This window comes from Mycobacterium aquaticum (assembly GCF_002086485.1).
In the GTDB taxonomy this organism is placed as follows: Bacteria; Actinomycetota; Actinomycetes; order Mycobacteriales; family Mycobacteriaceae; genus Mycobacterium; species Mycobacterium aquaticum.
In genome coordinates, this window is record NZ_MVHF01000034.1 from 37,029 (window position 1) to 58,261 (window position 21,233).

Here is a 21,233-nt window from a genome sequence, read left to right on the forward strand (position 1 = left end):
GGAATCCTCGGGTTGTGACGTCAGATACGACCACGGGCGAGCGGCATCTCTCCCGTCAGCTGTCCAACCGGCACATCCAGCTCATTGCGATCGGCGGGGCGATCGGCACCGGGTTGTTCATGGGCTCGGGCAAGACCGTCTCGCTGGCGGGCCCGTCGGTGATCTTCGTGTACATGATCATCGGCTTCATGCTCTTCTTCGTCATGCGGGCGATGGGCGAATTGTTGCTCTCCAACCTGCATTACAAGTCGTTCGCGGACTTCGCGGCTGACCTGCTGGGCCCGTGGGCCGGGTTCTTCACCGGCTGGACGTACTGGTTCTGCTGGATCGTCACCGGCGTCGCCGACGTCGTCGCGATCTCCGGCTATGTCACCTACTGGTGGCCGCACCTGCCGCTGTGGATCCCTGCCCTGGTGACCGTCGGCGTGCTGATCGGGCTGAACCTGCCCACGGTGCGGGCCTTCGGGGAAACCGAATTCTGGTTCGCCCTGATCAAGATCATCGCGATCGGGGCGTTGATCATCGTGGGTCTGGTGATGGTGTTCACGAGCTTCCAGGCACCCGGTGGCGCGCACGCGAGCTTCGCCAACCTGTGGAACGACGGCGGATTCTTCCCCACGGGCCCAATGGGATTCGTGGCCGGCTTCCAGATCGCCACGTTCGCGTTCGTCGGCATCGAACTGGTCGGCACCACCGCGGCCGAGGCCAAGAACCCCGAGAAAAACCTCCCCAAGGCCATCAACTCGATCCCAGTGCGCGTGATGCTGTTCTACGTCGCCGCGCTGGCCGTCATCATCTCGGTCACCCCGTGGCGCGAAATCAGCGCCGACCGCAGTCCCTTCGTCGCCATGTTCAGCCTCGCCGGGCTCGGCATCGCCGCGTCGGTGGTCAACTTCGTGGTGCTCACCTCGGCGACCTCGTCGGCCAACTCCGGCATCTACTCCACCTCACGCATGGTCTACGGCCTCGCCCAGGAGGGCGACGCGCCGTCGGCGTTCGGGAAACTCACGTCGCGCCACGTGCCTGCCAACGCCCTGTTCCTGTCCGGGGTGTTCCTGCTGTCGGGCGTGGTGATGGTGGCCGTCGGCGGCTCGATCATCGAGGCGTTCACCATCGTCACCACCATCTCGTCGCTGTGCTTCATGTTCGTCTGGACGATCATCCTGGCCAGCTACCTGGTGTACCGCCGCACCCGCCCACAGCTGCACGAGGAATCGAAGTTCAAGATGCCCGGCGGCATCGCGATGTGCTACGTGGTGCTGGCCTTTTTCGTGTTCCTCGTCTGGGCGTTCACCCAGAAGCCCGACACGCTGCACGCGCTGCTGGTCACGCCGCTGTGGTTCATCGTGCTCGGCATCGCCTGGTCCGTGCTGCGGAGCAGGCCCCGGCACCTGGCACGGGAGGTCGCGTTCCGTGCCGAGCTGGAATCCCAGGACACCACGGACGAGTGAGCCCGAGCCATGGCCTTCGACCCCGACCTCGCTGACCGGATCCGCGAACTCGTCTCCGCCGAACGCGGGGTCGAGGAGAAACGCATGTTCGGCGGGCTGGCGTTCCTGATCAACGGCAACATGGCGATCGCGGCCAACCGCGGTGGCGGCCTGCTGGTGCGGGTACCGCCGGAGGACACCGAGCAGTTGCTGGGTCGCGAGCACGTCGAGCTGATGGTGATGGGCGGACGCGAGATGCGCGGCTGGCTACGCGTCGACGCGGCCGGGGTGCGCACCAAGCGGCAACTGCAGGGCTGGGTTTCGCGCGGCGTCGGTTTCGCCAGGGGCCTGCCACCCAAGTGACCCCGGTTTCCGCGACGCAGCAGCGGGTACGCGGATGGCATGGCCAAAGACGATCTGGTCCGGCGCCTGCTTGACACCGCCGGGACGACATACGCCGAACAAGCCGGTATTCACCTGCGGGACAAGCCCATGCCGCTGTTCGAACTACTCGTGATGTGCATGCTCGCGAGCAAGCCGATCGACGCCGGGATCGCGACACAGGCCGCCCGCGAATTGTTCGACTGCGGGTTGCGCACGCCGCGGGCGGTGCTCGAGGCCGACCGGCACACGATGATCGAGGCCTTCGGCAGAGCCCACTACGCCCGATACGACGAGAGCTCCGCGACCCGGATGTCGGCGATCGCGACGGCGGTGCGCGACGAGTACGGCGGAGACCTGCGGCGGCTCGCCGACAAGAGTGAGCACGAAACAGGGGCGGCCAAGCGATTGCTGATGCGGTTCAAGGGAATCGGCGCCACGGGCGCGGACATCTACCTGCGCGAGGTGCAGGACACCTGGCCGTGGGTGCGTCCGTACTTCGACGATCGTGCGCTGGCCGCCGCGGCAGAGCTCGGACTGCCCGACAGCCCTGCCGCCCTGGGACGGATCGCGCCGCACGACACCGCGAAACTGGCCGCGGCCCTGATCCGGGTTTCGCTGGATTCCGGTCTGCAAGCCGCGCTGACCGACGGCTCAACGTCCAGAGCATGACGTAGCCAATCTCGCCGAACCACACCGCCGCCGTCAGAATGGCCATTAACATAGGCCGCGACGACAGGGGTAACGCTTCATGCTGACCGCAGTACGCAAGATCTTGGGCTTTGAGATGACGATCGCCGAGTGGATCGGCACCGCGGTCATTCTTGCCGTCCCCTACCTGGTCGTCGGCGTGGCGTGGTCGGTGACCCACATGGCGCACCTGCACGGTATGGACCGCACCGATGCCGTGGTGTCGTTTCTCGGTTCCATCGTGTCGTGGCCGGTGTTGTTGTTCGCCAACGTCTGCATGAGCTGAAGGGATCCGCATCCATGCCTGTTGGCAACGACGTTCTCGCCACCCGGATCTCGGTGAAACGCCGCACCTCCCGGTGGGATGACTACCCGGTCAGTGTCGCCGACGCCATGGACTTCTGGGCATTCGCCGCGGGCGCGGCCAACGTCATCATGCAACTGGCCCGCCCGTCCGTCGGGTACGGAGTGGTGGAAAGCCGGGTCGACTCGGGCAATCTGCTCAAACATCCGTGGAAGCGGGCCCGCACCACGTTCAGTTATCTGGCCGTCGCGATCCTCGGCAGCCCCGAGGATCGAAAGGCGTTCCGCGCCGCCGTCGACGTCGCACACCGGCAGGTGCGATCAGGGCCGGCAAGCCCGGTGGCCTACAACGCCTTCGACCGCGACCTGCAGCTGTGGGTGGCGGCCTGCCTGTACGTCGGTTTGGAGGACACCTACCAACTGTTGCGTGGCGAGATGTCCGCCGACCAGGCCGAGCAGTTCTACCAGTCCGCGGCCACGCTGGGCACCACACTGCAGGTCACGCAGGACCAGTGGCCTGCCACTCGCGTCGAGTTCGACCACTACTGGGACACCGCGTGCCGGCAGGTGGCCATCGACGACGTCGTGGGCGCCTACCTGCACGACCTGGTCGCGCTGAAGATGGTGAATCCGCTGTTGCGGGTGCCGTTCCGGCCGTTGCTGCGGTTTCTCACCGCGGGCTTTCTGGCCCCGGTGTTCCGTGACGCCCTGGGTGTCGGCTGGGGACCGACCCGCCAGGCGCTGTTCGAGTGGCTGTTCCTGCTGGTGGCGTTCGGCAACCGGTTCCTGCCCGTGTTTCTCCGGCAGGGCGGCAGCTACCTGCTGCTGGCCGACGTTCGCCGGCGGGCCCGCGCCGGCCGCCCGCTGATCTGATGTTCCGCCGGGTACTGGGCCGCCGCGTCAGTGTCGACCAGCTGCTCGAAACCGTGATGTGGCTGGCCATCCCCTATCTGCTGGTCGGCCTCGGCTGGAGCTTTGTTCACGCCGAGCAGGTCGCGGCGATCGAGAAGGCGCTGCTGACACGGCTTCCCGCGGGTGCGAACCTGGTGGCGTTCGGCGTGGAGACCGTCCTGTGGCCGCTGCTGCCGTTCGCCGGCGACGTCTGCATGACGCCGTGACACGGCCGCCGGGCTATGGTTGCGCGTCGTGAGACGTTGTGCGGTCTTGATTGCGGCAGCTGCGGCCCTGGCAGGGTGTTCGCCCGGCACAGTCGTCAACACCGGCGAGGCACCACCGCAAACCGCCACGAGCACGTCGACGGCCGTTCCGCAGTACGGCACCGCGAACCTGGTCGACGGCTCGGCTTATGCCACCGAGGTCAACGGCCGCACCGGCTACTACTTCAGCACGCCCAGCGGGCGCTGGCGGTGCGCGATCCTGCCTCGCGACAAGGCGGGCTGCCAGTCGGCCGGCGGGTTGTCGGTCATCTCGGTCCCCGGCGCGCCGACCGCCGTGCCCGACGGCAGCGGCGGAACCAGCGCCCCCAACGCGGTTGCCGTCGACCGTGACCACGATGCCGGATTCATCGCGCTGACCGAGCCCGAGTTCTCGGTCGACGGCGCCAAGCCGCTGCCGTTCGGCAAAGTGCTTGCGGTGGCAGGTTTTCGGTGCAACGTGCAGCAATCGTCCGGCGTGTCGTGTGTGCGGGAGCTGACGGGCAAAGGATTCACGTTCTCGGGTGACACGTTCACTTCGCAGTACACCGACGTCCCGTGACTACCGTGGAGACCGCGGACTCGAGGAGCGGGAATGGCCATGATCCGGATCGGCACGTCGGGCTGGTCGTACGACCACTGGACCGACGTGCTGTACCCGACCGGGACGCCGGTCGCGGCCCGGCTGGCCCGCTACACCGAGGAATTCGACACGGTCGAACTCAACGCCAGCTTCTACCGCTGGCCCCGCGACACCACGTTCGCCGGATGGAATCAGCGGCTGCCCGCCGGATTCACCATGTCGGTCAAAGCGCACCGGGGCCTGACCCATTTCCGGCGGCTGCGCTCCCCTGAACCGTGGATCGAGCGGTTCGACCGCTGCTGGACAGCGCTGGGCGACCGTGCGGAAGCCCTGCTGGTGCAGACCCATCCGGCACTCGAACGTGACGACGACCTGCTCGCCGGATTCCTCGCCCAACTGCCCCCGCGCATCCCTGCCGCAATGGAATTACGGCACCCGTCGTGGCATGAACCCGCCGTCTACGAGCTGCTTGAGCGATTCGGCGCGGCGTATGTGGTGATGAGCGGACCGGGTTTGCGGTGCGAACCCCGCGCCACCAGCCACCTGGTCTACGTCCGGCTGCACGGGCCCGCCGACACCACGATGTACGCAGGCTCCTATCCGGACGACGAACTACAGCAATGGGCCGAGAGGATCCGCACGTGGGAGGCCGAGGGCCATCGCGTCGTCGTGTACTTCAACAACGACCTCGGCGGTCACGCGGTGCGCAATGCCCGAACCCTCAAGCGGTTACTCGCGGCACGAGTACGCTGAGTTGGCATGACTCAGTCTGCGTCACAGTCATCCACCTTCGTGATCATCGGCGGCGGCCTGGCCGGCGCCAAAGCCGCTGAAGCACTGCGGGACAACGACTTTGGCGGACATGTCGTACTGTTCGCCGCCGAGGACCAGCTGCCCTACGAACGCCCGCCGCTGTCCAAGGAGTTCCTGGCCGGCAAAAAAGCCCTCCCGGATTTCACCGTCCACGACGGCGACTGGTACCGCGACCACAACATCGACCTGCGGCCCGGCACCACGGTCACCGCCGTCAACCCCGCCGACCACACCGTCACCCTCCCCGACGACAGCACCGTCGCCTACGACAAGCTGCTGCTGGCCACCGGATCGGCGGCGAGACGCCCGCCCATCCCCGGCAGCGACGCGGCAGGCGTGCACTACCTGCGCACCATCGACAACGCCACGGCGTTGCGCGGCATCCTGACCGAGGGGGCGTCCCTGGCCATCGTCGGCGCAGGCTGGATCGGCCTGGAGGTCGCCGCGGGCGCTCGGGAACGTGGCGTCAACGTCACCGTCGTCGAGTCGGCCCGGCTGCCGCTGCTGGGTTCCCTCGGCGCAGAGGTCGGCGAGGTCTTCGCGCAACTGCACCGCGACCACGGTGTCGACCTGCGGCTGAACGAATCGGTCCAGGAGATCACCGTTTCCGACGGGCACGCGACCGGTCTGCGGCTGGGTGACGGGTCGACCGTGGCAGCCGACGCGGTGCTGGTGGCGGTCGGCGCCGCGCCCAACATCACGCTGGCCGAGCAGGCGGGGCTGACGATCACCGACGGCGGCGTGCAGGTCGACGCGACACTGCGCACCAGCGATCCCGACATCTACGCCGTCGGCGACATCGCCGCCGCCGAACATCCCCTGCTGGACACCCGCATCCGGACCGAACACTGGGCCAACGCCCTCAAGCAGCCCGCCACCGCGGTGGCGGGCATGCTCGGCAAGCCTGCCGAATACACCGAACTGCCGTACTTCTTCACCGATCAGTACAACCTCGGGATGGAGTACGTCGGACACGCCCCCGAGTACCACCAGGTGGTGTTCCGTGGCGACGTCGCCAAGCTCGAGTTCGTGGCCTTCTGGCTGTCGGCGGAGAACCGGGTGCTGGCCGGCATGAACGTCAACGTGTGGGACGTGCTCGACGACATCAAAACCTTGATCCGGTCACGGGCCCAGGTCGACCCGCAACACCTGGCCGATCCGCAACGGTCACTGGCATCCGGTTAACTGGTCCCCGAGACCATTTCGACGGCTGGGCCCGAACTCGGCGCACGGCGCGGTGATCCGCGCGGGCCCGGGCCCCGGCGCGAGCCGATCATGCAGGAAGGTGACACCCCTGGTGAGTGTGAGCCCCGACGAGCTGAGCGGCACCGAGCAGGCAGTTCTGCTGGTGCTGATGGCCGAGTCCCGCCCGGTGACCAATCCGGAACTGGAACGGCTCGGCCCGAAACTCGACAAGCCGGGCCGGGATCGGCTCAACCGCCTCGGTCTGATCGAGACCACTGCCGGGCGGCCTTTGGTGCACGAGCTGACCGACGCGGGCTGGGCGGTGGCCCGCGAGCTGTTCGGCGCCGACGCCCCGCCCCGATCGCTGGGCCAGGGCCGCGCCCTCTACACGCTGCTGCGCGCTCTGCGGCGCTACTTCGACCACGCCGACCTGGTGCCCGCCGAGGTGTTCCTGCCGCCCGACGAGGCGGCAGCCTCCGTCCCTGACGGCGCCGAGCCCGACGGTGTCGAAGGCCGGCTCCGCGCGGCATACACACGGCTGGCCGCGCGGCCCGGCAGCTGGGTCAGCCTGCTGCGGCTGCGCGAAGAGGTTCCCGACGTCACCCGCGCCACCGTCGATGCCGCGCTCATCAGCCTCTATCAACAACCCGGCGTCAGCCTGATCCCGGAGGAGAACCAGAAGGTGCTCACCCCCGCCGACCGCACCGCCGCCGTGACCATCGGCGATCAGCACAAGCATCTGATCGCGATCGAGTCCTGATGGAGTTGCAACACCGCGAAGCACTCAGCGCCCTGCGCCTGACCTGGGCCCCCACCGCCGACGATCTGTGGCACTCACAAGGTGCGCTGCACGTTGGCGGACTGCACGACCGGCCGATGGCCGACGTGATGGCGGCGTTCGGCGATGCCCAGCGCGAAGCCGATTCCAGCCCGCTCGGAGTGGTGGTGCGCGGCCCCGCCGGGTCGGGCAAAACCCACTTGCTCGGCCAGGTGCGCGAACAGGTGCAGCTGGCCGGCGGGTACTTCTTCCTCGTCGAACTGCTCGATGCGGCCGGCTTCTGGCAGTCCGCCCGGTCGGGCATCTTGGAGAGCCTGGGCCGTCCCGGCGGCGAGCGCGACACCCAGCTCAAGGATCTGCTGTGGGAGCTGTCGTCGGTCGCCCACATCTCGCGGGCCAATCGCCGGGCCATCATCGGCGACGACGAGCTGACGCCCGAGATCCTCAGTGACTTCGTCAACGCCCTACACAAGGCGCGGCGCGAGACCGTGCGCCGCACCCACCACACGGTGCGGGCGTTGGTGCTGCTGGCCGCCGCCGACCTGGAGCTGCAGGACATGGGCGAGGCGTATCTCACCGGCAACGACAGCTCCGGGCGCGACGAACGCGCCGTCTGGGGCCTGCCCGCGCCGACGCTGACCGCGCAGGAATCCGTGCGTGACATCTCCCGGATCGTCGCGCTGGCCGGGCCCGCTGTGCTGGCGCTGGACCAGATCGACACGCTGCTCGCACAGACCGTCGAGCGCACCGACACCGATGGCGAGGTGCCGTCTCCCCAGCAGCGCAAGGCCGCCGAAGCAGGCAACCGCGACCTCGAGCACGTCGCGCACGGCCTGATGGCGATCCGCCAGACCATGCGCCGCACGGTGTCGGTGGTCGCCTGCCTGCCCGCGGCGTGGGAGGCCATCCAGGACCGCGCCACCGCGACAGTGCACGACCGCTTCCGCACCACCGCGCTGCTGCAGGGCCTGCCCACCCCCGACGTCGGTCGCGCCATCCTGGAACGGCGCTTCACCGCCAGTTACCGGGCCGTGGGATTCACCCCGCCGTATCCGAGCTGGCCGATCCTGCCGTCGGCGTTCGACGACGCCACCCAGTACACGCCGCGGCAGTTGCTCAAGCGCGCCGACGCGCACATACGGCGCTGCCTTGAGCGCGACACCGTCGAGGAGCTGGCCCGGCTGACCGGTGAGGTGGCCGAGGAGCATCAACCTTCCGGCGGGGACGCGCCGCGGGGCGACACCGGCGAACTCGATCGCCGGTTCGCGGAGTACCGCAGGCGCGCGGTGCCCGCGGCCGCGCTCGATCCCGACGGTGAGGACACCACGATGCCGGGCCTGCTGACCGCGGCACTGGAGGCGTGGATCACCGAACGCGGCGAGGCCGAGCAGTCGTTCCGGCCCGACCCACCGCCCGGATCGCGGGTTGTGCTGCACGCCCGGTTGCGCCAGAGCCTGGATGCCAGCACCGACGACGAACGGCACTGGGCGTTTCGTGCCATCTCATCGGGCAATGCCGTCGCGGTGCTCAACAGAATCCGGAAAGCCTGTGAGGCAACAGGTTTGAGCAGCGAGCGGGCCGACCGGCGCCGGTTGTTCCTGCTGCGCAACACCGCTTGGCCCAATGGAGCCAAGACCGCTGCCATGCTCGACGAGTTCGAGGCGGCAGGCGGCAAGGTGCTGCCGCTCAGCGACGATGACCTGCGTACCATGACCGCACTTCGCGACCTGATCGACGACAACCACCCCGATCTGCCGGAGTGGCTGCGCCAGCGCAGACCCGGGCACGGTATCGCGGTGTTGCGCACCGCGCTCGGCGACCAGGCGGGTGAGGCGCCAGCGCCGATCCCGGAACCCGAGGCCGCACCGGCCCCGCCGATCACCGCATCCGTCGAGGCACCGCCGGTCCCCGTCGAGCACTCCCCCACGGCCATCACGCTCGGCGTGGATGCCGTTTCGGGACAAGCGGTTTCGGTTGACCTGGCGGCGCTGCGCAAGCACACCGCCATCTTCGCCGGCTCGGGATCGGGCAAAACGGTCCTGATCCGCCGACTGGTCGAGGAATGCGCGCTGCGTGGCGTGTCGTCGATCGTGCTCGACCCCAACAACGATCTGTCTCGGCTGGGCAGCCGCTGGCCCGAACCGCCACCGGGCTGGAACCCCGCCGACGACGAGCGCGCCGAAGACTACTTCGACAACACCGAGGTGGTGGTCTGGACGCCCCGCCGGGCGAACGGCCGGCCACTGAGCTTCCAGCCGCTGCCCGACTTCGCCAGCGTCCTCGACGACGAGGACGAGTTCGGCGACGCTGTCGAATCGGCTGTCGCCGCGCTCGAACCACGGGCGCTGATCTCCGGCAACACCGCCAAGGCCACGCAGTCGCGGGCAGTGCTGCGGGAAGCGTTGCGGTACTACGGCGCCCAGCACTCCGTGACGCTGAGCGGCTTTCTCGACCTGCTGAGCAACCTGCCCCTTGAGGTCAGCAAGCTGGGCGAAGCCCGCAAACTGGCTGCCGCCCTGAGCCAGAACCTGCGGGCCGCGATCGTCAACGACCCGCTGTTCGGTGGCGCCGGGACGGCTGTCGAGCCGGGCGCCCTGCTGACGCCGTCGCCCGGCTATCGCGCCCGGGTGTCGGTGATCAGCATGGTGGGTCTGACCAGTGAGCAGCAGCGAGAAGGCTTCGTCAACCAGCTGCAGATGGCGTTGTTCGCGTGGATCAAACGCAACCCTGCCGGCGACCGGCCGCTGGGCGGACTTCTGGTGATGGACGAGGCGCAGAACTTCGCGCCGTCCAGCCACACCACGGCGTGCACCCACAGCACGCTGGCGTTGTCGTCGCAGGCCCGCAAGTACGGGCTGGGCCTGGTGTTCGCCACCCAGGCACCGCGGGGCCTGCACAATCACATCCCCGGCAACGCCACCACGCAGTTCTACGGCCTCCTGAACTCGCCGGCCCAGATCGCCGTGGCGCGTGAAATGGCCAGGGTGAAGGGCGGTTTGGTGCCCGACATCAGCAAGCTGCGGTCAGGGAATTTCTATCTGGCCCTCGAAGGCGACGCGTTCCACAAGATCCGCACGCCGTGGTGCCTGTCGTATCACCCGCAGAGTCCGCCGACCGCCGACGAGGTACTCGAGCTGGCCCAGCGGGAGCTGGCCGACCGCTGACGCGTGCGGGGCCGGTCCACCGCAGACCGGCCCCGCCGCACATCAGGGCTGTTTCTGGCCGGGGATGCCTTCGTAGGCGATGTCGCCGGTCTGCAGATTCTTGTTGGTGAGTTCGACGAGCCCGTCGAGGAACTTCTGCCGGTCGGTCACCACATGCGCCAGTGCGACATCGACGTTGTCCTTGGTGATCGCGGGCATCACGTAGACCGGGTCGGTCTTCACGTTCTCCTTCTTGACCAACGCGTTGGCGACCGCGAGGCCCGCCGACAGCTCGACGGTGCCGTTCTGCAGTGAGGTGCCGATGAATTCACCGGACTTCACGGCGTTCAGGCCGTCCTCGATGCCGTCGATCCCGACGATCGGGACCCCGCTGCGGCCGGCCTCCTTGAGCGCCTGCAGGGCACCCAGGCCCATGTCGTCGTTCTCCGACACCACGCCGTCGATCTGGTTGCCGAAGCTGGAGATCCAGTTCTTCATCTTGTTGACGGCCTGATCGCGCTTCCAGTTGGCGGTGTCCTTGGCCAGGACCTTGATGCCCGGGTACTTGGCGAGCACCTGGTCGATCCCCTTGCCGCGGTTGATCTCACCGGATCCGCCGAGCGGCCCCTGCAGGATGACGATGTTGCCCTTGCCCCCGAGACGATCGGCCATCATCTGCATCTCCTGGGCACCGGCCGCGACGTCGTCGGGCTGCACGTTGCCTGCCAGGTCGGGACTCTGCAGCTCGGCGTTGACCGCCAGCAGCGGGATCCCCTTGGCCTTGGCCGCGGCCACCTGCGGTGCCAGTGAATCCGCTTGCACCGGAACGACAATGATGGCCTCGACGCCCTGGTTGATCAGCGAGTCGACCTGACTGGCCTGGGTCGACACATCGTCGTTGGCCGAGTTCCACACCAGCTCGATGTCGTTGGCCTTGGCGTAGGTGTCCATCCCCTCTTTGCCCGCGGTGATGAACGAGCTCATGTCGTACACCGTCACGCCGATGCGATGGGTGGACTTGTTGGCGTTCGGGTCACCCGCACCGCATGCGGTCATGCCGAACCCGAGTATGCCGGCCGACGCGATCGCGCCCAGCTGCCTCGCCAGTCTCATCTGGTTGTCTCACTCTCTACTCGATGGGTTGATCTGCTGAGTCCGGATGGGGCGGTCATGTTCGGCGCCGCGACGACCACACGTCGACCGCGACGGCCGCCACGATCAACACACCCTTGATCACGTCCTGCCAGTACGCGGGCACGACGAGGATGTCCAGGCCGTTGTTGAGCGTCTGGATCATCAACAGGCCCAACGCTGTTCCCCAGATCGTGCCGCGGCCGCCCATCAGGCTGGCGCCACCGATCACCACCGCGGCGATCGCGTCGAGCTCGTAGCCGCGACCCAGGTTGGGCGGACCAGATATGACCCGAGAGGCGAGCATGACGCCGGACAGCCCGGCCAGCACACCGGAGAAGGCGTACACGCTGAACAGCACATTGCGAGCGTTGATGCCGGCGATCTCGGCGGCGTTGCGGTTGCCGCCCACGGCGTACACCCGCATGCCGTAGGTGGTGCGCTTCATGATCACGGCCAGCGCGATGATGCCGACGATCATCAGCAACACCGGGATCTGCAGGCCCAGGATCTTGGTGTTGGCGATCTTGCCGAACTCGGCGGGCAGCCCGTTGATCGGGGCGCCGCCGCCGATCACGTACGCCATACCCGACCCGGCGGTCAGAGTGCCGAGGGTGGCGATGAATGGCGGGACATTCAAGCGGGACACCAGCAGTCCGTTGACGCAGCCGACCGCCAGCCCGACCAGGATGGCCACCAGCACGGTCAGCCAGACCTGGCCGGGATTGGCCTTGGCCGTCGCGGCCGCGGCCATCGCCGAGACCGCGATGACGCTGCCGACCGACAGGTCGATACCGCCGGTGAGGATCACCAGCGTCTGGCCCAGTGCGATCAGCGCGAACGGTGCCGCGGCCACCAGGATGGTGACCAGATTGTCCGGCGTGGCGAATCGCGCACTGCGGTAACTGAAGTACGCGATGACCAAGAGCATCACGATCACCATGGCGTAGCGCACGGCGATCCCGCCGAACCACTGCGGGGAGAACAGCCGCACGGGCTCGCCGGTGGTCGGCGAGGCCACCGTGGCGGCGGGCTCTTCGGATGTGGTCGTCACGATGCTTCCTCCTGATCGGCGTGGTCTTCCCGGGCGGCGAGGGCGGTGGCCATCCGGAACACCGATTCCTGCACCTCGGGGTGGTCGAGGGCGTCGCGGTCGAGTTCGCCGACCAGCGCGCCGCCGCGCATGACGAACGCGCGGTGGGACAGGCCGACGACCTCGGGCATGTCCGACGACGCCATCAGCACGGCCATCCCCTGGGCCGCGAATTCGGTGATGATGCGGTAGATCTCGCTGCGGGCGCCGACATCCACACCACGGGTGGGTTCGTCGAGCAGCAGCACGTTGACCTGGCCGGTGAGCCAGCGCGCCAGCACCACCTTCTGCTGGTTGCCGCCGGAGAGGGTGCCGACTTCCTGTCCCAGTCCGCGGCTGCGCAGCCGTACCGAGGACATCACCTCCGAGACGGCCGTGGTGCGGGTCTTGCCGCGCAGCCAGCCCGCCACGCTGAACGACGACATCCGCGGCAGTGTGCCGTTGTCCAGCACGCTCATCGACAGCACCGCACCGGAGAGTTTGCGGTCCTCGGGCACCATGGCCATCCCTGCGGTGATGGCCGCGGCAGGCTGATTGCGCTTGACGGCCTTGCCGCGCACGGTGACCTGCCCGGTGCTGCGCCGGGCCCCGAAGATGCCTTCCAGCAATTCGGTTCGGCCTGCGCCGACAAGTCCTGCGAGCCCGACGATCTCACCGGCCTTGACGCTGAACGACACCGGCTCGGAAGCGCCCTCGACGTGCAGGTCGCGAACCTCGAGCACGGTATCGGCGCCGGGTTCGCCGCGATCGGGGAACAGCGTGTCGAGCTCGCGGCCGATCATCGCGGTGACGATGTCGTCGTCGGAGACGTCGGCGATCGCCTTGTCGAGGATGAGCCCGCCGTCACGCAGCACCACCACGCGATCGGCGATGGCCCGGATCTCGGCCATCTTGTGGGTGGTGTAGACCATGGCGACGCCCCGGTCGCGGAGTTGACGCACGATCTTGTACAGCCCCTCGACCTCACGCTCGGAGATGGCCGAGGTGGGCTCGTCGAGCATCACCACCTGGGCGCCCGTGCGGGCGGCCTTGACGATCTCCACGATCTGGCGCAACCCGACCGGCAGGCTGCCCATCCGGGCGGTGGGTGAGATCGCCACATCGAAGACCGCGAGGGTCTCACGGGCCTCGGCGATCATGGCGCGCCGGTTGAGGAATGGTCCGCGCTTGATTTCCCTTCCCACGAACAGGTTTTCGTAGACCGTCATGTCTTCGATGGACGCCAGTTCCTGCGGCACGATGGCCACGCCGTTCTTCACCGCGTCGCGCGTGCTGCCCGCCGTGAGGTGATTGCCCTGCACCGACACGGTGCCGTGGTCGGCGCTGTACTGGCCGGAGACGATCTTCATCAACGTCGACTTGCCCGCGCCGTTCTCACCGGAGAGGGCCGTCACGGTGCCGGGTTCGAGCCGCAGGGTGATGCCCTTGAGCACGGGGACCCCGCCGAAGCTTTTCCGGATGTCCGTGCATTCCAGCAGTGCCTGGCTCACGACGCGTCGCCTGCGCCGACGGTGACGAGCACCTTGACGTACTCGGCGTCGGCCGAGGCGGTGAATGCCGCTGCGGCATCGGCCAACTCGAATTCAGCACTGATGATCTCGTCGACCGGGACGGCTCCGGAGGCCAACAGGTCGACCGCGGCCAGGAAATCCTCCCGCACGTACATGAGGTTGCCGATCAGCGCGAGCTCGCGATCCTGGATCAGCCCCAGCGGCACCGGCGTCGCGCCCTCGGCCACCCCGACGATCATCACGGCGCCACCCTTGTCCACCAGGTCGACCGCTTGGGCCACTGAACTCTCCCGCGACACACAGTCGATCACCACCGCGGCGGGCCCACCCATGAGGGCCAGTGCGGTGTCAACCGCATCGACTGCGGTCGGATCGAAAGAGCCTGCCGCGCCGAGTCTTTCGGCCCTGGCCCGCTTGGATTCCAGCAGGTCCGCGACGATCACGCGGGCACCGGCGTGGCGGGCGGCCAGCAGCGCGAACAGACCGATGGGGCCCGCGCCGAGCACTACCACGGGCCGGTCGGCCAGATCACCGACCGCCTCCGCGGCCCGGCGCACGGTGTGCACCGGGGTGGCCAGCGGTTCGATGAGGATGGCGTGCCGATCGTCGAGCCCGTCGGGCAGCGCGACCAGCCGGTCGGCGGCGATGGTGAACGAATCGGCCAGTGCGCCAGGGGTTTGGCAGCCGAACACCAGCAGTTCCCGGCAGATGTTGTACCGGCCCTCGGCACACTGCGGGCACTTGCCGCAGGCCAGGTTCGGTTCGACCGCCACCCGGGTGCCGACCCAGTCGCCCTCGACACCGGTGCCCACCGCGTCGACCACCCCGACGGCTTCGTGACCGGGCCGGTAGGGCAGGTCGATGAAGGGATGGCGGCCGCAGGCGGCGTGCAGATCCGACCCGCAGATGCCGACCACGGTGGTGCGGACCCTCACTTCGCCGGGACCGGGTACCGGCTCGGGGGTGATCTCCAGGGTCACGTCGTCGAGCGCGTTGACGACGACCCTCCGGTTGCCTGCGGCAGGTTCTACCATGTGGTGTAGCCCCCGTCGGCAACCAGCACCGAGCCGGTGATGAACGAGGCCGCGTCGCTGGCGAGGAACACCACGCTGGGCGCGATCTCCTCGGGCAGGGCGTAGCGCTGTTGGGGGGTGTCGTCGATCCAGTGCCGCTTGAACTCCGGCCGGTCGACGGGCGCCATGTCGGTCTTGACGTAGCCGGGCGCCAGCGCGTTGACCCGGATCCCGAGCGGCGCCCATTCGGCGGCAAGCGATTTCGTCAGATGATGCACGGCCGCTTTGGATGCGTTGTAGGCCGGCTGCATCTGCGGCCGGTTGACGATGATGCCCGACATCGAGCCGATGTTGACGATCGAACCGGAGCCCCGCTCGCGCATGTGGGCGCCCACCGCGAGCGAACACGCCCACAGCGCTTTGACGTTCAGGTCGAACACGTCGTCCCACTGCTGCTCGGTGACGTCCCACGATTCGGCGTGGTAGCAGGTTCCGGCATTGTTGACCAGGATGTCGATGTGCCCGAGGGCGGCAATGGCCTCGGCGGTCATGCGCTCGACGTCGGCGGCGTTGGTGATGTCGGCGGTGATGGCGTGCAGCTCGTGGCCTGCGGAGCCGGCCTCGGCGACGACCTTCTCGTTGCGTTCGGTGTTGCGGCCGGAGAACGCAACGCGCGCACCGGCTTCGGCGAGCCCGACGGCAAATGCCTTGCCGAGGCCCTGGTTGCCGCCGGTCACCAGGGCGGTGCGGCCGGTCAGGTCGAACGGGGATGTCTTGCTCATGGCGGGTTTCTCACTCACTGCGGGTGGACGATGGACTTGAGGCTGGCCGGGTCGGTGTCGCTGTCAAGGGCCTCGCCGACGTGTTCGAGGTCGTAGCGGCCGGTCACCATGGCGTCGAGGTCGACGGCGCCGCTGGCCGCCAGATGGATTGCGGCGGGCCAGGTGTCGGTGTAGCGGAAGACCCCGGTGACGTTGATCTCGAGGTTCTGGATGTGGCTGACCGGTAGCGCGTACTCGTCGGCACCCATGCCGACCAGCACCACGTGACCGGCCGGGCCGACAGCCTTGATACCGCTCACGACAGCCACCGGGACACCGGTGGCGTCAACGAACGCGTCCACCGGTTCGATGGCCGACACGTCGACGGCAGTGGGGTCGAGCACCTCGGTGGCGCCGAACTGCAACGCCTTCTCGCGGCGCGAGGCCACCAGGTCGGTGACCACGATGCGGGCGGCGCCGAATGCGCGTGCGGCTTGAGCGCAGATCACGCCGATGGGCCCCGCTCCGGCGATCAGGATCGACGAGCCGGGGACGACGTGTGCCTTGCGCATCGTGGCGATGGCGACCGACAGCGGCTCGAGCAGCGCGGCGGCCTCGTCGGACACTGAATCCGGTACGGCGTGGGCCATGTCGTCGTCGATGGTGACGTAGCGGCAGAACGCGCCGTCGACGGGCGGGGTGGCGTAGAACTTCATCTCCGGGCACAGGTTGTACCGCCCGGCCAGGCATTGCTTGCAGCGTCGGCACGGATGCTGCGGTTCGACGGCGACGCGCTGGCCGACCCGGCCGGGGTCGACGCCGTCGCCCACCGCGACGATGCGCCCGGACAGCTCGTGGCCGAGGATCATCGGTTCCTCGACGACGAAATCGCCGATGCGGCCGTGCCGGTAGTAGTGCACGTCGGAGCCGCACACGCCGACGGCGGCCACCTCGACCAACACCTCGTGGGCTGCGGGTGACGGCACCGGCCGGTCTTCGATCTGCAGGGTGCCGACGCCGGTCATCACGCTCGCACGCATCGTTGTGGTCATCTGACTGTCTCCTCTCGGTGGTCCTGGGTGTGGGTCAGTAGCGCGTACCCGCCGGAGTCGAGCAGCGACGAACGGGCCACCTCGGCCCACCGGGCTCGAAGGGCGGTGAGGTCACGGCGGTGGCGGCGGGGTGCGACGCGGGTCCGCACCGGGGGTTGCCAGCGTTTGGCCAGGTCGACCAGTCCCGCGACGTCCATCTCCTCCGCTATGGCGGCGGCTTGGACGCATGCGCCGCGGGCCGTCGCCTCGTCGGCGTCGAGCACGGTCACCTCGTCATCGAGCAGATCGGCCAGCAACTGCAGAGTCGCCGCCGACCGGGTGCCGCCACCTACCGCGACGGCAGCACCGCCGAGGTCGACGTTGCACTCGCGCAGGTGATCTCGTGCGTTCATCAGCGAGAGCAACGGACCCTCGACGAAGGCTCTGGCGAGCTCTTCGCGGGTGGTGTGACTGGTGACGTCGACGAGACCGCCGCGCGCGTCCGGGCGGTCGGGTTTGCGCTCGCCGTCGAGGAACGGGACCAACACCGGGCCCGGCCGCTCGCCTGCGGCCAGCGCGAGGTCGGCCAACCCGGTCAGGTCGGTGCCGAGCAGTCGGGCCGCGACCTCGCCGACACGGGCAGCATTGAGCGTGCTGACCAACGGGAGGTAGCCGCCGGTCAGATCGGCAACGCCGTCGACCATCCCGGTTGGATCGAAAACCGGTGCGCGCCGCGACGTTGCGACCACGCCGGAGGTCCCGATACCGATGTACTGGTCACCGTCGTCGAGACCGAGACCCAGATACGCCGCGTGCTGGTCACCGCCGCCGGGCGCCACGGTGATCCCGGCGGCGAGACCCAGTGCCGTCGCGGCTGCCGTGGTGAGGGTGCCCGCCGGCTGGCACGGCGCGAGGACCGTCGGCAGCATCGCCGACCAGTCCCGCGATCCGCCCGCCAGATCCAGATATCCCGGGATCCATTGCCCGGCATCGGTGTTGAAGTAGCCGGTACCCGAAGCGTCAGAGCGGTCGGTGACCCGCACACCGGTCAGCCAGTAGGTCAGGTAGTCGTGCGGCAGCAGCAGCGTGGCGGCGCGATCGAGCGTGGCGGGTTCGTGCGCGGCCAACCACGCCAGCTTGGCGATGGTGAACGCCGCGGTCGGCAGTGAGCCGACGCTGCGGATCCAGCGTCCGGACCCGATGCGTTCCACGAGGGCCGCGAGGTTCGGCGCTGCGGTGGTGTCGTTCCAGAGCTTGGCCGCCCGCAACGGTTCGCCGTGCGCATCGAGCAGCACGAGACCGTGACACTGGGCGGCCACGGAGATGGACCGGATGGCCGGCGCGACCGGGCATGCGGCGAGCGCGGCACGGGCGGCTTCGATGAACGCGCTGACCCAGTCCCGCGGGTGCTGTTCGCTGCAGGGCGGGAACGCAGGCGGGTGCGCGGCCGAACCGGACCCGAGCAGCCGACCGGTGGCCAGCTCACGGATCTCGACCTTGCAGGACTGCGTGGACGAATCCACGCCCAGCACAGCATCTTCGGTCATGCCCGTGCCAACGGAGCCGCGGATTCGTGCGACAACACCGCACCGGTCGGGGCGACCGGACCGGTCTCGTCCTCGACGGTCATCCGCTGGTCGCCTCCGCTCATCTGATATTCATGACCCTCATCTGATCGACTGTGACTCGGATCATGCAGTGCTCTATGCTCATATGTCAATGCGGCTGCACATATGTGCATCGTGTCGGCCGCGCGAGTCCGGAAGGGGGCAAGCGTGGGGCCGGACGAGTTGTTCCAGCGGGCGATGATCGCCCGGCGCTACTACCTGGAGGGGCGCACCCGCATCCAGATCGCCGACGAACTCGGCATCTCGAGGTTCAAAGTCGCGCGCGAGCTCGACGAGGCGGTCGCGTCGGGGATGGTGGAGATCAAGATCCACGACCCCGGCTCCATCGACGTCGCGCTGTCCTCGGCGCTGCAGGCCCGGTTCGGGCTGCAGCACGCCTACGCCGTCACCTCCGCCGAATCGGGCGACCGGGTCGACGCCGTCACCCGGGCGACCGCCGAACTGCTGCAATCGGTTCTGCGCGACGGGGACGTGATCGGCGTCGATTGCGGTCGCACCCTGGCCCGCATCGCCGATCACCTCACCGCACTGCCGCCCTGCGACGTCGTCCAGCTCACCGGCATGGCCGGGGCGATCACCCACAACGGCGCCGATCTGGTCCGCCGCATCAGCGAGGTCAGCAACGGGACGCCGTGGCCGTTGTACGCGCCGCTGGTGGTCTCCGATGCCCGCACAGCCGCCAGCCTGGCGGGCAACCAGCAGATCCAGGAGACCTTCTCCCGCTACCCGCAGGTCAGCTGCGCGCTGGTGTCGGTCGGCGCCTGGAGCCCGGGCGCATCCCAGGTCTACGCATCGCTGACCGACGAAGAGGTCCGCGAGTTCACCGCGGGCGGCGTGTGCGCCGAGACATGTGCGCTGCTCCTCGACGCCGACGGCCACCGCCTGCCCGGCCTCGACGACCGGCGCATGGGGATCGACGAGGCCACGCTGCGCGCCATACCCACGGTCATCGCGCTCGCCACCGGCGCGGAGAAGATCGCCGCCACCCGCGCCGTACTGCGCTCCGGGATGGTTTCGGCACTGGTCACAGATTCCGAGATCGCCGCCGCGATCCTCGACTGAGCGCTCAGATCAGGTTCGCTGTGCCGTCGGCGTGGACGGTGACCTTGGCCCCGGCGATGTCACCGGCCACAGTCGCGGCCGCGTCGGATGCGTCGGTGATCAGCGCCAGGGTGCGCGCGTCGTCGGGCGTCCGCACGGCCAGATAGGCCTTCTCGGGCGTGCCGTCGCGCTGAAACGGCGTGGTCCACGATTCGACCGTGCCCACGCCGGACCACTCGACCGCGAGCCGCCGGATGGGTTCCCGGTCGACGGTGGATTGCACGTCCTCCCACCGGAATTCGCCGCTGGGCGGTTCTGTGCCGTAGACCCCGAAACTGTGCTTGGTCAGATAACCGCCGTTGGCGGTGATGAGACCGCGCGTACCCGGGCGGGCCACCAGCTGCTCGGCCATCGTCGCGATCGAGTGCGTGACGTAGTTGTTCCACGGCCCGCCCGCGAAGCTCAGCCCACCGGTGACGGTCAGCGGCCGCGCCGGATCCCCCAGCGGCAGACCAAGTTCGGCCGCGGCCACCTGCACCGCCGACGGGAAGCAGGAGTACACGTCCACGAGGTCCAGCTCGTCGACACCGAGGCCTGCCAGCTCGAGCACCCGGCGCCCGCCGATGCGGATCGCCGGGGACCGGAACAGTTCCGCACGCTCCCCGATCGCGTAGGTATCGTGCGCATCGGTCCCCGCGTACGGGAAAACCCAACGGTCCCTGGGAATCTGGAGATACTGCGCCTTCTGAATCGACGTGATGACCAGCGCCGCACCCTGATCCACCATGTTGTTGGAGTTCATCAACTTTGTGTACGGCCAGCTGATCATGCGGTTGTCCGGTCCGGGTTGGGCGATCTGCTCGGCGGTGAAGCGCTCGCCGGTCCAGGCGTGCGGATTTCCTGCGGCCACCGCACTGAATTGCGACCACAGTTCGCCGATGCGCTCCCGGTGCGCATCCGGGCTCTCACCTGCAGCGATGCGCAACGCCTGCTCGAACATCGGATAGACGTACGCCGGGCGGTCGAGCATGATCCGGATCTCGGCGTCGCCGGCCATCGGGACACCGTCGTCGCTGCCCGGCGCCAACGGCACGGATTCGTCCTGGTGGGTCCAGTCGGGCTTGACACCGCGCGCCCGCAGACGGCTACGCGTACGCCAGGTTTCGGCGCCCGCGATCAGCACCACATCGGCCCGACCCGCCGCCACATCCCGGCACGCCTCGTTGACCAAGGTCTGGGGCACGTTGCCGCCGATCCCGGTGTAGCGGGTCGACGCGTTACGCGCACCGATCCGCTGCGCCAACAACAGCCCCGGATCGCGGTAGCGCCACGACAACAGGTTGACGACGCGCACGGAATCCACGGCCTCCAGCACCCGCGGGTCGGCGGCATTGCGGGCCGCCGTCACCATCAGGTCGACCGGTTCCCGGCCGGGGTTCTCGTCGCGCTGATTGATCTGGCCGTACCCGACGAGTACCGGCGTCCTTGGGTCGGTGGGCATCGGTGCACCATATCCGGCCCGCAACCACGACGATTAGCGACATCGCCGCCGCCGGCGTCAATA

At 68.5% G+C, this 21,233-nt stretch carries 20 protein-coding genes; 12 read left to right on the plus strand and 8 right to left on the minus strand.

All coding sequences use genetic code 11. The features are described from left to right. The first annotated feature begins 14 nt into the window (after positions 1–14). From cycA to BST13_RS26730, 11 genes are all read left to right on the plus strand, one after another. Positions 15–1,451, plus strand: coding sequence for a D-serine/D-alanine/glycine transporter (gene cycA / locus BST13_RS26680; protein ID WP_083167341.1), 1,437 nt, complete (start codon positions 15–17; stop codon positions 1,449–1,451). Between the two features lie 9 nt (positions 1,452–1,460). Continuing rightward, positions 1,461–1,793 carry a TfoX/Sxy family protein gene (locus tag BST13_RS26685; protein ID WP_083167344.1) on the plus strand — a complete coding sequence of 111 codons (333 nt, stop codon included), beginning with the start codon at positions 1,461–1,463 and terminating at the stop codon, positions 1,791–1,793. Positions 1,794–1,832: 39 nt separating this feature from the next. Further along, positions 1,833–2,483, plus strand: a complete 651-nt coding sequence (locus BST13_RS26690; protein WP_083167346.1) for an endonuclease — start codon at positions 1,833–1,835, stop codon at positions 2,481–2,483. Positions 2,484–2,562: 79 nt separating this feature from the next. Next, positions 2,563–2,787 carry a hypothetical protein gene (locus BST13_RS26695; protein ID WP_083167348.1) on the plus strand — a complete coding sequence of 75 codons (225 nt, stop codon included), beginning with the start codon at positions 2,563–2,565 and terminating at the stop codon, positions 2,785–2,787. 14 nt (positions 2,788–2,801) lie between these two features. Continuing rightward, positions 2,802–3,677, plus strand: coding sequence for an oxygenase MpaB family protein (locus BST13_RS26700; RefSeq protein WP_083167351.1), 876 nt, complete (start codon positions 2,802–2,804; stop codon positions 3,675–3,677). Further along, the gene (locus BST13_RS26705) at positions 3,677–3,922 is read left to right on the plus strand and encodes a hypothetical protein (protein WP_211296190.1); all 246 of its coding nucleotides are present in this window, start codon (positions 3,677–3,679) and stop codon (positions 3,920–3,922) included. Before BST13_RS26700 ends, BST13_RS26705 begins: the two co-directional genes overlap by 1 nt. Before the next feature lie 28 nt (positions 3,923–3,950). Then, the gene (locus tag BST13_RS26710; protein WP_245839812.1) at positions 3,951–4,520 is read left to right on the plus strand and encodes a hypothetical protein; all 570 of its coding nucleotides are present in this window, start codon (positions 3,951–3,953) and stop codon (positions 4,518–4,520) included. Between the two features lie 39 nt (positions 4,521–4,559). Beyond that, positions 4,560–5,294, plus strand: a complete 735-nt coding sequence (locus tag BST13_RS26715) for a DUF72 domain-containing protein (RefSeq protein WP_083167450.1) — start codon at positions 4,560–4,562, stop codon at positions 5,292–5,294. 6 nt (positions 5,295–5,300) lie between these two features. Continuing rightward, positions 5,301–6,539: an NAD(P)/FAD-dependent oxidoreductase gene (locus BST13_RS26720; protein ID WP_083167356.1), complete on the plus strand. Its 1,239-nt coding sequence runs from the start codon at positions 5,301–5,303 to the stop codon at positions 6,537–6,539. A 112-nt stretch (positions 6,540–6,651) separates the two neighbouring features. Beyond that, positions 6,652–7,299: a hypothetical protein gene (locus BST13_RS26725; protein WP_083167359.1), complete on the plus strand. Its 648-nt coding sequence runs from the start codon at positions 6,652–6,654 to the stop codon at positions 7,297–7,299. Further along, positions 7,299–10,481 (plus strand): helicase HerA domain-containing protein, encoded by a 3,183-nt coding sequence (locus tag BST13_RS26730; protein WP_083167361.1) that lies wholly within the window; start codon positions 7,299–7,301, stop codon positions 10,479–10,481. The genes BST13_RS26725 and BST13_RS26730 overlap by 1 nt, the downstream gene beginning before the upstream one ends. Before the next feature lie 42 nt (positions 10,482–10,523). Here the strand turns inward: BST13_RS26730 and BST13_RS26735 are convergent, their stop codons facing one another. Genes BST13_RS26735 through BST13_RS26765 form a run of 7 tightly spaced genes read right to left on the minus strand, consistent with a single transcriptional unit; the run spans position 10,524 to position 18,547 of the window. Further along, positions 10,524–11,573, minus strand: coding sequence for a substrate-binding domain-containing protein (locus BST13_RS26735; RefSeq protein WP_083167364.1), 1,050 nt, complete (start codon positions 11,571–11,573; stop codon positions 10,524–10,526). Positions 11,574–11,628: 55 nt separating this feature from the next. Continuing rightward, the gene (locus tag BST13_RS26740) at positions 11,629–12,645 is read right to left on the minus strand and encodes an ABC transporter permease (RefSeq protein ID WP_245839813.1); all 1,017 of its coding nucleotides are present in this window, start codon (positions 12,643–12,645) and stop codon (positions 11,629–11,631) included. Continuing rightward, positions 12,642–14,174, minus strand: coding sequence for a sugar ABC transporter ATP-binding protein (locus BST13_RS26745; protein ID WP_083167369.1), 1,533 nt, complete (start codon positions 14,172–14,174; stop codon positions 12,642–12,644). The genes BST13_RS26740 and BST13_RS26745 overlap by 4 nt, the downstream gene beginning before the upstream one ends. Beyond that, the gene (locus BST13_RS26750; RefSeq protein ID WP_083167371.1) at positions 14,171–15,229 is read right to left on the minus strand and encodes a zinc-dependent alcohol dehydrogenase; all 1,059 of its coding nucleotides are present in this window, start codon (positions 15,227–15,229) and stop codon (positions 14,171–14,173) included. The genes BST13_RS26745 and BST13_RS26750 overlap by 4 nt, the downstream gene beginning before the upstream one ends. Next, the gene (locus BST13_RS26755; RefSeq protein ID WP_083167374.1) at positions 15,223–15,990 is read right to left on the minus strand and encodes an SDR family NAD(P)-dependent oxidoreductase; all 768 of its coding nucleotides are present in this window, start codon (positions 15,988–15,990) and stop codon (positions 15,223–15,225) included. The genes BST13_RS26750 and BST13_RS26755 overlap by 7 nt, the downstream gene beginning before the upstream one ends. Positions 15,991–16,004: 14 nt before the next feature. Continuing rightward, positions 16,005–17,021: an NAD(P)-dependent alcohol dehydrogenase gene (locus BST13_RS26760; protein ID WP_083167376.1), complete on the minus strand. Its 1,017-nt coding sequence runs from the start codon at positions 17,019–17,021 to the stop codon at positions 16,005–16,007. Further along, positions 17,018–18,547 (minus strand): FGGY family carbohydrate kinase, encoded by a 1,530-nt coding sequence (locus tag BST13_RS26765; RefSeq protein WP_083167379.1) that lies wholly within the window; start codon positions 18,545–18,547, stop codon positions 17,018–17,020. Before BST13_RS26765 ends, BST13_RS26760 begins: the two co-directional genes overlap by 4 nt. A gap of 228 nt (positions 18,548–18,775) precedes the next feature. Between BST13_RS26765 and BST13_RS26770 the strand changes: the two genes are divergently transcribed. Continuing rightward, positions 18,776–19,690, plus strand: coding sequence for a sugar-binding transcriptional regulator (locus BST13_RS26770; protein ID WP_083167380.1), 915 nt, complete (start codon positions 18,776–18,778; stop codon positions 19,688–19,690). Between the two features lie 4 nt (positions 19,691–19,694). Here the strand turns inward: BST13_RS26770 and BST13_RS26775 are convergent, their stop codons facing one another. Continuing rightward, complete coding sequence (locus BST13_RS26775) at positions 19,695–21,170, minus strand: acetyl-CoA acetyltransferase (protein WP_083167382.1); 1,476 nt, start codon at positions 21,168–21,170, stop codon at positions 19,695–19,697. Between the last annotated feature and the right edge of the window lie 63 nt (positions 21,171–21,233).

Excerpts from the sequence above, each read along its gene's own strand:
- BST13_RS26695 (WP_083167348.1), top strand. The coding sequence starts at position 2,563 with ATGCTGACCGCAGTACGCAAGATCTTGGGCTTTGAGATGACGATCGCC.
- BST13_RS26720 (WP_083167356.1), top strand. The coding sequence starts at position 5,301 with ATGACTCAGTCTGCGTCACAGTCATCCACCTTCGTGATCATCGGCGGC.
- BST13_RS26700 (WP_083167351.1), top strand. The coding sequence starts at position 2,802 with ATGCCTGTTGGCAACGACGTTCTCGCCACCCGGATCTCGGTGAAACGC.
- BST13_RS26730 (WP_083167361.1), top strand. The coding sequence starts at position 7,299 with ATGGAGTTGCAACACCGCGAAGCACTCAGCGCCCTGCGCCTGACCTGG.
- BST13_RS26755 (WP_083167374.1), bottom strand. The coding sequence starts at position 15,990 with ATGAGCAAGACATCCCCGTTCGACCTGACCGGCCGCACCGCCCTGGTG.
- BST13_RS26765 (WP_083167379.1), bottom strand. The coding sequence starts at position 18,547 with ATGACCGAAGATGCTGTGCTGGGCGTGGATTCGTCCACGCAGTCCTGC.
- BST13_RS26760 (WP_083167376.1), bottom strand. The coding sequence starts at position 17,021 with ATGACCACAACGATGCGTGCGAGCGTGATGACCGGCGTCGGCACCCTG.
- BST13_RS26750 (WP_083167371.1), bottom strand. The coding sequence starts at position 15,229 with ATGGTAGAACCTGCCGCAGGCAACCGGAGGGTCGTCGTCAACGCGCTC.
- BST13_RS26715 (WP_083167450.1), top strand. The coding sequence starts at position 4,560 with ATGATCCGGATCGGCACGTCGGGCTGGTCGTACGACCACTGGACCGAC.
- BST13_RS26705 (WP_211296190.1), top strand. The coding sequence starts at position 3,677 with ATGTTCCGCCGGGTACTGGGCCGCCGCGTCAGTGTCGACCAGCTGCTC.
- BST13_RS26735 (WP_083167364.1), bottom strand. The coding sequence starts at position 11,573 with ATGAGACTGGCGAGGCAGCTGGGCGCGATCGCGTCGGCCGGCATACTC.
- BST13_RS26685 (WP_083167344.1), top strand. The coding sequence starts at position 1,461 with ATGGCCTTCGACCCCGACCTCGCTGACCGGATCCGCGAACTCGTCTCC.
- BST13_RS26775 (WP_083167382.1), bottom strand. The coding sequence starts at position 21,170 with ATGCCCACCGACCCAAGGACGCCGGTACTCGTCGGGTACGGCCAGATC.
- BST13_RS26690 (WP_083167346.1), top strand. The coding sequence starts at position 1,833 with ATGGCCAAAGACGATCTGGTCCGGCGCCTGCTTGACACCGCCGGGACG.